Source organism: Streptomyces sp. NPDC001231 (assembly GCF_042896885.1).
In the GTDB taxonomy this organism is placed as follows: domain Bacteria; phylum Actinomycetota; class Actinomycetes; order Streptomycetales; family Streptomycetaceae; genus Streptomyces.
In genome coordinates this window covers 39060-53853 of the sequence record NZ_JBIAXS010000035.1, presented here as the reverse complement: position 1 = coordinate 53853, position 14794 = coordinate 39060, and the positions used below count along the sequence as shown (strand labels likewise).

Annotated in this window: 12 protein-coding genes and 1 pseudogene; 7 read left to right on the top strand and 6 right to left on the bottom strand. The window is 69.9% G+C overall.

All coding sequences use genetic code 11. From position 1 onward, the window contains the following. The first annotated feature begins 471 nt into the window (after positions 1-471). Positions 472-3246 (top strand): PQQ-binding-like beta-propeller repeat protein, encoded by a 2775-nt coding sequence (locus ACFY3J_RS32885; protein WP_390842349.1) that lies wholly within the window; start codon positions 472-474, stop codon positions 3244-3246. Between the two features lie 404 nt (positions 3247-3650). Here ACFY3J_RS32885 and ACFY3J_RS32880 read toward each other — a convergent pair whose 3' ends face one another. The 5 genes from ACFY3J_RS32880 to ACFY3J_RS32860 are packed head-to-tail and all read right to left on the bottom strand — an operon-like array spanning position 3651 to position 8478. Next, positions 3651-4352 (bottom strand): HAD family hydrolase, encoded by a 702-nt coding sequence (locus ACFY3J_RS32880; protein WP_384183723.1) that lies wholly within the window; start codon positions 4350-4352, stop codon positions 3651-3653. A gap of 31 nt (positions 4353-4383) precedes the next feature. Then, positions 4384-5505 carry an ABC transporter ATP-binding protein gene (locus ACFY3J_RS32875; RefSeq protein ID WP_384183726.1) on the bottom strand — a complete coding sequence of 374 codons (1122 nt, stop codon included), beginning with the start codon at positions 5503-5505 and terminating at the stop codon, positions 4384-4386. Further along, positions 5502-6344, bottom strand: coding sequence for an ABC transporter permease (locus ACFY3J_RS32870; RefSeq protein ID WP_390842348.1), 843 nt, complete (start codon positions 6342-6344; stop codon positions 5502-5504). Before ACFY3J_RS32870 ends, ACFY3J_RS32875 begins: the two co-directional genes overlap by 4 nt. Next, on the bottom strand, positions 6332-7312 hold the full coding sequence (locus ACFY3J_RS32865; RefSeq protein WP_384183731.1) for an ABC transporter permease: 981 nt from the start codon (positions 7310-7312) through the stop codon (positions 6332-6334). Before ACFY3J_RS32865 ends, ACFY3J_RS32870 begins: the two co-directional genes overlap by 13 nt. Before the next feature lie 8 nt (positions 7313-7320). Continuing rightward, positions 7321-8478, bottom strand: a complete 1158-nt coding sequence (locus tag ACFY3J_RS32860) for an ABC transporter substrate-binding protein (protein ID WP_384183733.1) — start codon at positions 8476-8478, stop codon at positions 7321-7323. Positions 8479-8775: 297 nt separating this feature from the next. Here ACFY3J_RS32860 and ACFY3J_RS32855 point away from each other — a divergent pair, with 297 nt between their 5' ends. The 6 genes and pseudogenes from ACFY3J_RS32855 (at position 8776) to ACFY3J_RS32830 (ending at position 13769) form a co-directional block, all read left to right on the top strand. After that, positions 8776-9516, top strand: a complete 741-nt coding sequence (locus tag ACFY3J_RS32855; RefSeq protein ID WP_384183736.1) for a GntR family transcriptional regulator — start codon at positions 8776-8778, stop codon at positions 9514-9516. A 1093-nt stretch (positions 9517-10609) separates the two neighbouring features. Next, complete coding sequence (locus ACFY3J_RS32850; RefSeq protein ID WP_384183738.1) at positions 10610-11887, top strand: vanadium-dependent haloperoxidase; 1278 nt, start codon at positions 10610-10612, stop codon at positions 11885-11887. Positions 11888-11909: 22 nt separating this feature from the next. Beyond that, positions 11910-12380: a helix-turn-helix domain-containing protein gene (locus tag ACFY3J_RS32845; protein WP_390842347.1), complete on the top strand. Its 471-nt coding sequence runs from the start codon at positions 11910-11912 to the stop codon at positions 12378-12380. Next, positions 12310-12468: pseudogene (locus ACFY3J_RS32840) on the top strand (transposase); the annotation flags it as partial. The gene ACFY3J_RS32845 and the pseudogene ACFY3J_RS32840, both read left to right, overlap by 71 nt. A gap of 168 nt (positions 12469-12636) precedes the next feature. Then, entirely contained in the window at positions 12637-13194 is a 558-nt protein-coding gene (locus ACFY3J_RS32835; protein ID WP_390842346.1) for a hypothetical protein, read from the top strand. Then, positions 13194-13769, top strand: a complete 576-nt coding sequence (locus ACFY3J_RS32830) for a DUF6529 family protein (RefSeq protein WP_384183744.1) — start codon at positions 13194-13196, stop codon at positions 13767-13769. The genes ACFY3J_RS32835 and ACFY3J_RS32830 overlap by 1 nt, the downstream gene beginning before the upstream one ends. 522 nt (positions 13770-14291) lie before the next feature. Here the strand turns inward: ACFY3J_RS32830 and ACFY3J_RS32825 are convergent. Then, a complete protein-coding gene (locus ACFY3J_RS32825) occupies positions 14292-14777 on the bottom strand; it encodes a cupin domain-containing protein (protein ID WP_384183747.1) in 486 nt (161 codons plus the stop codon). Between the last annotated feature and the right edge of the window lie 17 nt (positions 14778-14794).

Below are 14794 nucleotides of genomic sequence, written 5' to 3'. Positions count from 1 at the left end.
CGGCCCGGCGAATTCGACGTCGTCCGGCAGCAGGCGATGCCACCGTCGCCCACGCAGGGGATTCGGTCCGGCGTAACGGGGCGGGTTCCTCACCGGCCCCGAGTGGATCGTCGAGCTTCCCACCGCCAAGCAGGCAACCGAGCTCGACTGCGCGCAGCGCAAGAGCCTGTGCCGGCCGTACACCCGCGGCCGCTCGGGCTCGACGGAGAGGAGCTGCGCTCAGCCGGGAAGCCCCCCCGTGGGGACACGCAATCATCGTGTCTGGTCCGTTGCTGCAACACCTGGTGGACACCTGCCCGGAGTGTGCTGCGGGGAGCAGAGTTGTATGGACAACTCTCCTGTCTCAAGGAGTGCAGCGTGCCCTCTTCCCGCATTCGGTCCGCAGTACTGGCCGGGTCCTGCGCCGTTGTCCTCGCTGTCGTCGGCTCGCCGGTCTCATCCGCCGCACCGGCCGGCAGCACCCAGTCGGCCGTGAGTGCATCCACCCTCACCCTGAACACCCAGCAGCCCCAAGTCGGTCAGAAGCTCAGCTTCAGCTACGCCACCGACGCTCCCAGTGCCACGAACTGGATCGGCATATACCCGGCGAGCCGCAAGCCCGGCGACGGGGCCTCGCTCACCTGGCTCTACGTCCCGAACGCCGGCGGCACCGTGACCCTGGACACCTCCGGCCTGCCGGCCGGCTCCTACTCCGCTTACTTGCTGGCCAACGACGGGTACCAGGCACTCGCCGCGCCGGTGAACTTCGACATGGCCCCTCGTCCCCCGCGCCATGCCACCGTCCAGGGCACCGTATTCGACGACAAGAACGGCAACGGCATCCAGGACAAGGGTGAGCAGGGGCTGGCGGGTGTGTCCGTCTCGGACGGCGCGACCATCGTCCGCACCGACCGGAACGGCCACTACACGCTCTCCGCTGACCTCAACCAGTGGACCCGCACCATCGTCAACATCACCATGCCGCGCGGCTACTCGGCCACCCTCGGCAGCAACCGGGTTCCGCGCTTCTACCGCGACCTCGGCTCACCCGAGGCCGACACCACCATCACCCAGAACTTCGATCTGCGGCGCGACAAGGCCGGCGAGCGGCCCGACTTCACCTTCACCCAGATCACCGACACCCACGTGACCAGCCCCAACGGTCCGGAGGCGCCCGCGGACGGTGACGGCGTCACCCCGGGCAAGCTCGCCAAGCAGCTGGACGACATGGCCGCACTGCCGACCAAGCCGGCCTTCGTCCTGGCCACCGGAGACCTCAGCGGCGACGGCGCACCCTCCCACTGGGAGGCATGGCTCAAGGGCTCGGCGGACTCCAAGCTCCCGATCTGGCCGCTGACGGGCAACCACGACCACGGCGGTGGGGACAGCGGCCTCGCCAACTACCGTGCGCTGCTCGGGCCTTCCTGGTACTCCTTCGACTACGGCGACACCCACTTCATCCAGCTCGAGAACAACGGCGGGCTCGGCGATCCGGCGCAGCTCGCCTGGTTGAAGCAGGACCTGGAGCTGAACGGCAGGAACGCCGACGGCACCAGCAAGCAGATCGTGGTCAACACCCATGAGCCGCTGGACACGCCCGACCCCGGCGGCTCCACCGGGCAGATCAACGCCCTGCTCGGACTTCTCAAGGGGTACGACGTCAAGGCCATCCTCAACGGCCACATGCACACCAACTTCACCGACCCCCACCTGCTGGACGGCGCGGTGGAGTACAACACGGCTTCGGCGACCTACAACGACGACCACTCGCCCATCGGCTTCCGCGAGATCGCGATGCGCGACGGCAAGCTGACCGCCGAGTTCCGGATGTTCAACCAGGAGCACACGGTCGCGGTCACCTCGCCCGCACCTGGCTCCCAGGTCGGCCAGGGTCGTACCGAGTTCCAGGTGGACGCCTACAACACCTCCAGCCATGTGGTGCGGGTCGAGGTTCGCGTCGACGGCCGCGAGAAGGAAGAGCTGCGCCGCACCGGCAAGTTCTCGTGGTCGGCGCCGTGGGACACCCGCGAGCTGAAGCTCGGCGACCACACCGCCAAGGTCACCGCATTCGACGACGCGGGCAACAGCTGGTCCACCACGAGCCGGTTCACCGTTGCACCGAAGGCCGAGCAGGTGCGACCCGGCGCGGACGTGCCCGAGTTCCACGGCGACGCGCTGCACACCGGCGTGCAGCCCGGGAGTCTGGCCTCCGGCAGCCTGACCAACGCCTGGACCCACCGCAGCGGCGCCACCATCGGCATGTCCTCCCCGGTGGTCGCGAACGGAACCGCGTACATCGGCACCTGGGACACCGACGGGGCCAAGGGCAACGGCGTGGACGCCGTCGACGTCGTCACCGGCCGGACCAAGTGGCACTTCGCCACCGACAGCCTGGTCCAGTCCACGCCCGTGGTGCACGACGGGACCGTCTACGTCACCGAGATGCGTGGCACCCTGACCGCGCTGGACGCGGCGACCGGCGCGAAGAAGTGGAGCTACACCCTCCCCGGATCCTCGGAGACCGGCCGCTACGACGGCTACGCCTACGGCGGCGCGACCGTCTCCGGCTCCACCGTCTACTACTTCGGCTACACCACCACGGGCAGCCACCTCGTCGCCGTGGACACCGCCACCGGCAAGGAGCTCTGGAACTCCCCGGTGGACAGCGGCTGGTGGGACAGCAGTACCCCCACCGTGGTCGACGGCAAGGTCTATGTCCACGACAGCCGCGGTGGTCTGCGCATCTACGATGCCGCCACCGGCAAGCAGCTCGTCTCCGCCGGAGGCGTCGGGGGTGTCCACCACTCCACTCCCGTGGTGGCCGACGGACGGGCGTTCACCACCGACATGAGTAACGTCCTCCTGGCCCGGGACGCCACCACCGGCAAGGAACTGTGGCGCTACCAGAGCACTGGAGTCTCCAAGGACGACGCCGCCCAGCCCGGAGGCTCTGCCGCGGTCGACGGCCACACCGTCTACGCCGGCTTCACCAACGGCCGCGTAAGCGCCTTCGACGCCGCCACCGGCACCAAGCTCTGGGACTTCCAGAGCGGCAGGGCCTTCGTCGGCTCGCCGACCATCAGCGGTGACACGTTGTGGATCGGCGGCACCGACGGCCACCTGTACGGCCTGGACAAGACCACCGGCGCCAAGCTCCAGGACCTGGACCTCGGCGCTCCCATCCTGTCGACGCCGACCGTCACCGGTAACACGCTGCTGATCGGCGCCTGGGACGGCAACCTCTACGCCTTCACCGCCCGCGACTGACGCTCCCGTCGCACCGAACCCGAGCCGACTGCGGTCCCGGCACACCGCCGGGGCCGCAGTCGGCTGTTCGGTTCCGCAGCCCGCAGCCCGCAGCCCGCAGCCCGCAGCCCGCAGTCCGCAGCCCGCAGCCCCGACCGGGTCCCGGAGGAGCGACGCGGCGGATGCTGTGCGGGCGGTACACAGTTCGCTGAGCCCGGAGACAGCGATCGGTACCAGCGGCGGCGCCACCCGCGGACGACGGCCGTGGACAGGTGAGGGGACGCTGGGAGCAGGCCCCCAGGGGAGCGCAGATCCCTTCGCGACGCGCCGCCCAGTCGACTCCCGGGCTGTCGCTGCGCAGCAATACGAATCGGGTCCTGGCCGCCGTCGGCGGCCAGGACCCGGGTCAATCATGGGGTGATGTGTCAGGTGGTCCGGGCCGGCGGTCGGTCGGCCCCGACCGCCAGGTCCTGGAGCAGCGCCAGGTCGGCGTGGTCGAGACCGGCGATGATGTGCCGCCCGGGTCCTGCCGGTACGGGGACCAGCGACGGCACCACCAGGATCGGGCAACCGGCCGCCTCCGCGGAGGCGGCCCCGACCGCGGTGTCCTCGACAGCGACACAGGCGCGCGGCGGCACTCCCAGTGCCGCGGCGGCGGCGAGGTAGGGGTCGGGGGCGGGCTTGGTGCGCGGGGTGTCCTCGATGGCGACCGTGACGTCGAACCGGTGCCGCCCGATGGTCGTCAGCACGGTGTCCATCACCGCGCGCGGGGAGGCGGACACCAGCGCGGTGGGGATGCCCGCCTCGCGGAGCGCGTCCAGCAGTTCCAGGGCGCCGGGTCGCGGCACCACCTGCGCCGCGACCCGGTCCGCGAACTCCCTCAGGAGCTCGTCGGCGACGTGCGCCGCGGGTATCCGCCCGTTGGTGGTGCGGTGCAGGTGGCCCGCGGTGTGCTCCACGGATCGGCCGAGTACGTCAGGTGTGTCGGCCTCTCCGAGGGCGTGTCCGAGGCCGCAGGCGACCGACTCGACGGTGTCCCACCAGACCCACTCGGTGTCCACCAGGGTGCCGTCCATGTCGAAAAGGACGGCCTGCAGCCGGACTGGCTCGGCGGTGTGCGGAGGCAAGGTCTGTTCTTCCGGTTGAAGTGATGTGGCGTCAACGAACATTCCGTGAGGTGCGGCGGGAGTCCACCAGCACCGGTCGGTCGGGGAGGGCCACGGAGACCGACGCACCCGCGCCGAGCGCGGCCGCCTCTGGTGTGGACAGGTCGGCCTTGATCTCGGTGCCGTCGGCGAGCCGTACGGTCAGCCGGGTCATCGCGCCCAGGAAGGTCGCCGCCACCACCCTCGCCCCGCCGTCGGCGTCGGACCGCACGGCAACGGCCTCGGGCCGCACCAGCACGTCCAGCTCGGCGCCCGCCGCCGCCCCGCCCGCCACCGGAAGCCGGCGGCCCAGCACCTCGACCTTGCCCTCGCCGGCCGCGTGGCCGGGCAGCCGGTTCATGGTGCCGACGAACTCGGCGACGAACGCGGTCGCCGGGTGCGCGTACAGCTCCTCGGGCGGGGCGCACTGCTCCAGCCGCCCGTCGCGCATCACCGCCACCCGATCGGCCATCGACAACGCCTCCTCCTGGTCGTGGGTGACGAAGAGGGTGGTGATGCCGAGGTCCTGCTGGAGCCGGCGAATCTCCTCGCGCAGCGTCAGCCGTACCTTGGCGTCCAGTGCCGACAGCGGCTCGTCCAGGAGCAGCACCCGAGGCCGCAGCGCCAGCGCTCGGGCCAGCGCGACGCGCTGCTGCTGGCCGCCCGACAGTTGGTGCGGGTAGCGGCTGCCATGGTCGGGCAGGCCGACCAGCTCCAGCAGCTCCGCAGCGCGGGCCCGCCGCTCGGCGGCGCCCGCCTTGCGGATCCGCAGCCCGAAGGCGACGTTGTCGCGGGCATCGAGGTGCGGGAAGAGACTGTACGACTGGAAGACCATGCCTGCGTCACGGCGGTGCGCCGGCACCCGGGTGACGTCACGGCCGTCCACCAGCACCTGGCCGGATTCGGGCTGCTCGAAGCCCGCGAGCATCCGCAGCGCGGTGGTTTTGCCGCAGCCGGACGGGCCCAGCAGAGCGAGCAGTTCACCAGGCCGTACCGAGAGGCTCAGCCCGTCGAGAGCCACGGTGGTCCCGAAGGACCGGCGCAGCTCGACGAACTCCAGGGCAGCGCCGGTCTCCCGGGCCTCTGGCAGGGTCCGGCCGGTCGAGCCAAGGTCGGTCGTATGCGGATCGATCATGCGGAGACGACCCCCTTCCGGGGAGTACGAGCGGTGCGGCGGCGCCCTCCGGCCGGCGTGAGCAGCAGCAGGAGCAGCCAGGTGAGCAGCAGGCTGAGCACCGACACGGCCACCGACAGCTGGGCGTCGGCGCCTGCGATCCCGGCGATCCACACCGCGAAGGGCTGGAAGCCGAGCAGCTGCGCGACGGTGAACTCGCCGAGCACCAGGGCGAAAGTGAGGAAAGACGAGGCCAGCAGCGGTGCCCGCAGGTTGGGCAGCACCACCCGCAGCACCGCCTGAGGCCATCCGGCGCCGCAGTTCCGGGCGGCCTCCACCAGGGTGCGTACGTCGATCGTGCTCAGCCCGGCATCCAGCGCCCGGTACACGAACGGCAGCGCCATCACCGTGTACGCGAGCACCAGCACCACGGGGAAGGCCGGGTTCTGGATGGCAACGAAGGTCGCGAAGAACGGGGTGCTCGCCAGGTGGTCGGGCGCCCACTTGAGGACGGTGCTGATCCCGGCTGTCAGCGCGACCGCGGGCACCACCAGCGGGAGTGAGCACACCACCTCGACCACCGGACGGAGCCGGGGCGTTCCCAGCCGTACCGCGAGCAGTGCGGGCACCACCAGGAGGAGTACCAGGGCGATGGTGGCGGCGGCCAGTTCGAGGGAGAGCAGCACGCCGTCGCCGAAGCCGTCGGCGCCGACGATGCGGGTGTATGCGCCCAGGGTGAGGCCCTGGCCGGGGACGTCCACGGTGAAGACCGCGGAGGCTGCCAGCGGCCCCAGGAAGTACAGTGCCGCGCCGGCGAGGACCAGGCCCCGCCAGACGCGCAGGCGGTTCAGTCGAGCCATCGGGCACTCCGTCGCTGTAGGGGTCGGTACACCGCCATCACCAGACCGGCCACCAGGACCATGTCCAGGCTGAGCGCGAGCGCCGTATTGGCCTGGCCGACCAGGACGTTGCCGGAGAGGGCGTCGGCGATCTGCAGGGTGACCAGCGGCACCGAGCTGCCGACCATGGCCGCGGCGGTCGCGTACGCGGCGAAGGCGGTGCCGAAAAGCAGCACCAGGCCGCCGAGCAGCGACGGGGCGAGTACGGGCAGTGCGACGTACCGCCAGTACTGCCAGGTGGTGGCGCCGTTGTTCTGCGCTGCCTCCCGCCACTGGACGCGCAGGCCGTCGAGCGCGGGCACGACGGTGAGCACCATCAGCGGGATCAGGAAGTACAGGTATGTGATCACCAGGCCCCAGAAGCTGTACAGGCTCCAGCCGTGTTCGGCCAGGTGCAGGTGCTGTGTGATCACGCCGGCGTTGCCCAGGGTGGCGACGAAGGCGAAGGCGAGCGGCACCCCGCCGAAGTTGGCCAGCACCCCGGAGGCGGCGAGCACCGCCTCGCGCAGCGCCCGGAACCGGGCAGTGACCACGGCCTGCGCGAGCAGCAGCCCGAGCACCGCGCCTGCACCTGCGGAGACGGCGGACAGTTTGACGCTGCCGCCCAGCGCGGTCAGATACGCGCCCTGCAACGAGGCGCTGAGGTTGGCGGTGGTGTAGTGCGAGGCGCCCGTCGTCGGGTCCTGCGCGGTGAACGCGCCGTTCAGCATGGCCAGCGCCGGGACGCCGAAGCACAGCGCGGTGAAGGCGAACAGTGGTACGGCCGCGAGCGCGGCCGCCGAGCGACGGCGCGGTCGCGAGGCCGGGCGGGACAGCCGGGATTCAGTACGGCACCCGGGCGGAGCCGGTACCGGGCCCCGCACTGCGGCGTTCGGCCCCCCGCCGACGGGCACGTCGACGGGGGAAACGGTGGCGGAGGAGTCGGCCATGGGCTGGGTCACCCGGCCACGGCCTTGCCCCAGCCCTGGGCCACGACCTGCTTGGCCTTGTCCAGCTGGGCGTCGGTCGGGAAGGAGGGGGTGCCGGCGACCTGGGGCAGATGGGCGGCGGCCGCGCTGTCGACCGTGCCGCTCCGAGTCATCGAGGGCATGAGCGCCGGGCGGGCGTAGCCCTTCAGGAAGAGGTTCTGGCCCTCGGCGCTGTAGAGGTACTCCTCCCACAGCCGGGCGGCCGCCGGGTGCGGGGCGTCCTTGTTGATGGCCTGCGAGTAGTACTGGGCGTACTGGCCGTCGCTCGGGATGACCACCTTCCAGTCCACGCCCTTGCTGCGGAACTCGTCGGCGTAGCCGGCGTTGAGGTAGTCCCAGTCGAGGCTGATCGGGGTCTCGCCCTTCTCGACCGTGGCCGGGGTGGACTCCACCGGGTTGTAGTTGCCGGACTTCTTGAGCTTCGCGAAGAAGTCCAGGCCGGGCTGGATGTCGTCGAAGGAGCCCTTGTTCGCCAGGGCCGCGGCGAAGACGCCGCCGAAGGCGGAGCCGGACTTGGTCGGATTGCCGTTCATGGCGACCTGGCCCTTGTACTGCGGCTTCAGCAGGTCGGCGAAGGACTGGGGGCACTCCTTGACGTGCTTGGCGTCGCAGCCGATCGAGACATAGCCGCCGTAGTCGTTGTACCAGCGGGCCTGGGCGTCGCGCTGCGCGGCCGGGATGTCGTCGAAGGCCGCGACCCGGTACGGGGCGAGCAGCCCCTGCTGCGCCGCGCTGAGCGCGAACGACTGGCCCAGGTCCACCACGTCAGGGGCACGGTCCTGGCCCTTGCGCGAGGTGATGGCATTGATCTCGTCCTGGCTGGCGCCGTCCGGGTTCTCGTCGTTGACCTTGATGCCGTACTTCTTCGTGAACCCGTCGATCAGGGCGCCGTAGTTGGCCCAGTCGCGGGGCAGCGCGATCGCGTTGAGCACGCCCTCCTTCTTGGCCGCCGCGACCAGTGCGTCCATACCGCCGAGGTCCTGCGCCGAGGTGGCGGTGGCGGCGTGCGGGCCGCCCGCGCTGCCGGTCGCGACGGAGTCGGGTGCCGAGCCGCAGGCACTGAGCGCGAGCGTGGCTGCGGTCAGCACGCCGGCAAGGCCGGCCGATCGGGCAGTGAGCAGTTTCACAAGGTCTCCTGAGGGTGCATGAGCTGCGCGGGAAAAGTGATCGGGTGCTACCCAGGCCCAGGCAACTTGTCCAAACAAGATGGCCCAAGTACCTCGGAGCGCGATGACCTTTCAGTGAACGGAGAACAGATGCTCGCTCTCGGTTTGAAGGCTCTTTGAGGTGATGTCGGCCGCATGGGGGTGCGGCCTCCGCTGTGTGCAGGACGAGCGTGCCCGGCGCGGCGGGATCGCCTACCCTGTGTGCACACGCCGGTGCCGCGCAGAGCGGAGTCGGTATCGCGGATGAGAGGGCTGGGTGTGACGGCACGGCACGAGCAGATCGCCGGCGAGCTGAGGCTTGCGATCGACCGCGGCGACTACCCGGTGGGGGGCCGGCTCCCGACCGAGGGCGAACTCGCCGAGCGGTACCAGGTATCCCGCGGCACCGTCCGTCAGGCGCTCGCGGCCCTGGTGGCCGAGGGGCTGGTCGGCTCACGACAGGGCACCCGACGGGTGGTGCTCGGCGCCCGCCGCAGCCAGAGCTTCACCGAACTGCGCAGCTTCGCCCAGTGGGCGCGGGCAGCCGGACACGAGGCCACCGGCAGCGTCGTGGAGGCCCTCCGGCGCCCGGCCACCACGGAGGACATGCTGCGTCTCCAACTCCCAGATGGAGCAGAGGTGTTGTACGTCCTGCGGGTGCGTGGTCTGGACGGGCAGCCGGCCCTGCTGGAGCGCACCGTCTACGCCGACTGGATCGCGGCCGCGGTCGAGCGTATCGAGCCCGACTGCGAGTCTGTCACCCAGCGGCTGCTCGACCAGGAGGGCGTGGTCTTCGCGCACGGCGAGCACGTCATCGACGCACTTGCGGCGGGCACCCGCGATGCGGAACTGCTCGGCGTACGCCGCGGCAGCCCGCTGCTGCGGGTCCGCCGGGTCACCACCACCCACGCCGGCCGCCCCGTGGAGTGGTCCGACGACCGCTACCGGCCGGGTACGGTCACCTTCCGCATCCACAACTCCATCGGTGTCAACCCGCTCGTCCGTCAGCCCGGTGCATGACCGCGACGTGGTCGTTCAGCGGCGGATGCCGCCTGCGTCGTCCGGGGCGACTTTCGGGCCTGTCCGCGGTTCTGCCCCGTCCCTCGTGGCCTCGTCGCCAGTCCCTGCAGGAGTGGGACCGCGGCAGCCAAGGGGAAGCTTCGGATGGCTGAGTCGGGCTCTTGGTCCGTGACTGGTCCGGAGGCAGTGGTCGGGAGCGGGAGATCTGCGGGAGGAACTGGGAGTTACCGCGTGAACCGGTCCCTCCCGTGAGAGGGTCGAACAAGAGGCGCCTGACGATCGAAAAGCCAGGTCAGGCGCCTCTTTTCGCGTGTCTGGAAGAAGCCGAGCCTCTTCGGCGAGTACGACACCAGAAGGTTCTTCGTCTGCTGGTGGTACAGCGGCAGCGCATCGCTGACCTGCGCACATGGCGGCCATGGACAGCCCGTCGGAGTCGTTGGCCCGGGAATGGTCCGGATCTTGCTTTGCCCGGGGCGGCGGCCGCTCGATGGCAGGCAGCAGTCGGGCCCTACGGCCGACGGTCACGGGGTGGTCAGCCACGTCGGATCCCGCCTGCTGGCCGATCTCGCCGATGTCACTGGCCTGACCAGCGCGCGGACGTGGTGCGACTGACCTGGAATCGTTCCGCTGTTCGTCGCAACGGGCTGCTCGCGTGTGACGTCACCCGGCGCGGGCCGACCACAATGCCGGAGTTGCGGCGTGGATCGGGTCCTTGCAGGCTGTATCTGGCAAGCGACCTTGATGACGTGAAGAGGTGATCGGGTTGCAGGACCATGCGCGCCCGGTCAGCCCTCCGAAACGTTGGTGTGGGTGACGCGTGCCGCCTCATGAGCCGGTATCCCGGTGAGTCCAGTCGCGGATCTCCAACGACCGGATCCAGCACAGGAATCAGTGAGACGGGAACCGGCCTTGCAATCCCCGTCCTACTCCGGAGCAGGTGTCCGGAGTACTTCTTTGCGGCACGCGCTGCGGTCCTCCCCGCTCGATCCGTGGTGTCCGCTGACCGTGTGGTCCGCAGTGGCTGGTCCAAATGGGCGACATGTATGACCACCGGTCGCCGCAGCCCGCCACCAGCGACAAGGAGTCACAGAGCATGGGTGGAAAGCAGAAGACACTCGCCATACTGACCGGAACCGCGCTGGCAGCCGGACTCACCAGCCCGGCCTTCGGGTCCACCGCCGCTCACTCACCGGCCCTGCGCACCGCCACCACGGGGTCGGGCAAGTCGGTCGTGGAGTGGAACCGCGAGCTCATCACTATCCTCAGCGATCCGAAGGCGCAGCCGGCCACCGTCCACCCCACGCGCAGCTTCGCGCTCCTCCAGGCTGCCGAGTACGACGCGGTGGTATCGATCACCCGGGCCGGCCCCGCTTACATGTTCTCGGTGTCGGCGCCGCGAGGCGCTCGTGCGGATGCCGCAGCGGACCAGGCAGCCCACGATGTGCTGGTCGCCCTGTACCCGGCCAAGCGCGCAGGCGTGGACCAGCGGCTGAGCAGCCAGTTGTCCGCGATTCCCAACGGCCCGGGCAAGCAGGCGGGCATGAATGTGGGAGCCGAGGTAGCCCGCCGACTGATCAGCCTGCGGTCCCACGACGGGTCCTCAGCGAAGCCGCCGCGGTTCCGCCCCGGCGACAAGGCCGGTGACTACCGGCCCACCCCTCCCGACTTCCCGACACCGGTGTTCACCAACTGGGGCTCGGTCAAGCCGTTCGTGCTGGCCAGTGGACGCCAGTTCCGCCCGGCAGCGCCGCCGGCCGTGAGCGGCGCCGCGTACGCCACCGCGTTGAACGAGGTCAAGAGCCTGGGGAGCAAGACCAGTACCACCCGCACCCCCGATCAGACCGCGGCCGCGAAGTTCTGGGCGGCGGCGCCCGTCTGGAACGTCTGGAACCAGGTCGCGCAGGGCCTTGTCACCTCCCAGAACGCGAGCTTGGAGAAGGCGGTGAAGGTCTTCGCCCGGCTCGACCTGTCCCTCGCCGACACCGCGATCGCGATGTACGACGCCAAGTACGCCTACCGCGTCTGGCGGCCCGTGACCGCCATCCGGCTCGGCGGTTCGCACTACAACCCGAGCATCGTCGGCGATCCCGACTGGACCCCCCTGCTGCCGACCGCCCCGGATCCGTCCTACCCCGGCGCTCACGGCGCCCTCAGCCAGGCGGCGGCAACGACGCTCGCCGGGTTCTACGGTGCGCGGCATCATCTCGCGGTGACGTCGAAGGGCGTCCCCCGAACCTTCGCCGGCTTCCAGGACGCCGCCACCGAAGCGTGGCTCAGCCGGATCTGGTCCGGCCAGCACACCTCTCTCGACAACCGCGTGGGCCAGCAACTCGGCACCCAGGTGGCCGATTTCGTGGCACGTCATCTCTGACCGCCCCCAGCGCGCGACAACCATGCACAGCATGGCAGTGGCCAGAAGCCAGTGGTTCCGGCGCATCGGGTACCACTGGCTCGGACCACGCTCAGAGAGCAGCCATCCTCCACGCCGAGGGCCCGCAGCTGCCGGCCGGCAGGCCGGATGTCCACCCGCAAGAAGTCCTGGCTTCCTACTGACCTCGGCTCGTCAGGGTGATCCTTCTCCAAGCCCCCGATGGTGCTGGGGTGTTGGTTGCATTCCCCGGCTCCGTAGCTCCCATTGGGTATCCGGATGGGGCGGGCTGACCGCTGCGGGACGTCAGCGCCAGGAAGCGGTACTGATGCAGGCGGCCGAGCTGTTCGAGCAGAAGTTCAAGCCACCGGAGGTCGCACGGCGCCTGCGAGTGAGCCGGAAATCGGCTTACCAGTGGTACCAGCGCGCACGTCAAACGCAGTCTGGCCAACTTCGCCGTTGTCGCACTCGACCGCCTGGAGACGCTCGTCCGTAACCGGCTCAAACGCCTCCAGTCCCGGCCCGAGGTCCTCGACGGCTTCATCGCCGGAACCGGCCGGCCCTCGACGACTCGATCACCCTGACGGGCCAAAGTCAGGTAAACGGGGACCTCACCAATGGAGCAGCGACTGCCCAGGCGGACCAGTTGAAGTGGACAGGACCCGAGCATCCGGGGCCTACTGGGAGAGGAGGTCCGCTGGGGTTGTTTCCCGCGGCTGCCTGGATGCGCCGTCCGATACCGTGGAGCGCTCATGAAAGGAATGGCCGCGGCGACAGTGTCGGCGGTTTCCGCCGTGCCGCTTGTCGCTGCAGTTGGCTGTCCCAGCCGGACGATCGCGTCCGCCTGCGCCGGGGCCACATCTGGAGCGCTGTCAGCGGGCATCCCCGTATACATCGGCTCGGCCGCACACGGCAGCGCGGCCACCGGCACTGGCACTGGCACGGCCACGGTGCACTTCAGCAAGCTCGGCCCCATCCTGGATGACGCCAAGGGGCGGACGCTCTACCTCTCCGAGGCCGCCAAGTCGACTGCGCCGACCGGCGGCGGAGCATGCGCGTTTGCCTGGCTGCCGCCGCTCACCTCCGGCACGCCCAAGGCGGCCCTGTTTGCCAGGAGCAACCTGATCAGCACCTCGAAGCGCTCCAACCGCATCACTCAAGGGACCTACACCCGGCACCCGCTGCACTGCTTCGCGGGTGACACGACGGCCGGTGACACCAACGGCGAGGAAACCAGCGCGTCCGGCGCCACAGTGGTACGTCGTACACGCATCCGGCAGCAAGGTCGAACCCGATTGATCGGGGACTGATGACCGGGCACACGGGCGCGCGGATGCGGCGTCCCGCACGAACGGTGGCGGGCTTCTTGGCTGCTTTGCTGCCGGTCGCGGTCGCGGTGGGGGTGTATGCGTTCGGCCGCACGCACACCCCCGACTACACCAGCGGCCTGTTCGGGCGGCACGGCCGCGTCAGCGTCAACGATCTCAAGGCGCGCCTGGGTAGCGCTCTGATGGCACTCGCGGTCGTCCAACTGCTGCTCGGGCTGTGGATGTACCGGCGCCTACCGGGGGCGGGGGCCGCGCCGCACCGGGTGCACCCCACACACCGGCTCATCGGCCTCCTTGCCTTTCTGCTCTCGCTGCCCATCGCCTACCACTGCATCACCGCCTACGGAGTTGAGTTCACGAGCAGCCGAGTGGCGGTGCACTCCATCACGGGCTGCGTCCTGTACGGCGCGTTCGTCGCCAAGGTGCTGGTGGTACACAGCCGCCGACTGCCCGGTTGGGCGCTTCCGGCCGCCGGCGGCGCCCTGGTCACCGCCATCGCGGTGATGTGGTACACAGCCGCCTTGTGGTTCTTCACCCGCTCCGCCCCCGGCTTCTGACCGCGCTGTCAACGAGGCCCGCCATGGCCTGCACGGCAGCCCTGGTGCAGATCGGACATCGCGTTGCCCCGTGCCATCGCGCGGTCTTGACGATTACTCCTACTTCTGTGACTCGCGCAATCCCTGGCAGCGGGGAACCAACGAGAACACCAACAAGCTCCTGAGGCAGGACCTGCCGAAGAAGACCGACCTCTCCCGGCACGTAGTCCTGGTCCGCGCCCGCAACCTCGCACCCGCCAGGCGCCGATCCCGCACCAGCCCACGCTGCGTCAAAGGGACCCTGTCGCCTTACGCCTACAACAAGACCAAGGGCAGCGTCGGCCACAAGGGCACCGTAACCACCACCATCACCCTCACCAGCCCCCCTAACTTCCCGGTTCTGCCATTTAGACGGGGTGGTTACGGGCGCATGGAGGCGGCGGGTCTGGCCAGGCAGTTGGCCGCTGGTTTTGGCTGGGTACTGGGAGCCGTGGCTCCCAGTACCACCTGTATGCCTGTTCATGGGCCGTACGCGCCGGCCGGTCAGCTGCCAGTGGCCTCCGCGATGTCCCAGTAGTCGAGGTAGTCCGAGGTCTCCCCTTCGGGGTTGGAACCGTATACGGCGAACATGCGGGCGTACTCCGGTGCCCAGTACCGACCGGTCTCGCCCTTGGCGACCAGTGCCGCGTCACCGGGACGCAGGACCACTGTCTTCCCCCCGCTCTCGACGTACAGCTCGCCTTCGATGACGTAGTTGAGCTCGTCGTGCGGGTGGCGGTCGGACCAGCCCGCTCGGGTCAGGCTCCACTCGGACACCGAGTAGTCGCTGCCGTCGTCGACCGGTGGGATGATCCAGCGGCTGAGCATCCCTCCCGTCGCTGAGTTGAGGGGACGCAGTTCGCTCGGCCGCCAGACCGCGATGCCGTCGTTCTCCGTCGCGGTGGCCAGCCGGTCCTCGTGGGCCGCACGGGGTTCGCGTGGCGTGGTTCCCGGGCGGTTGGCCGGCCGCGTGCTGTTTTGCTGGGTCATGGGTGTGCCTCCTTGTC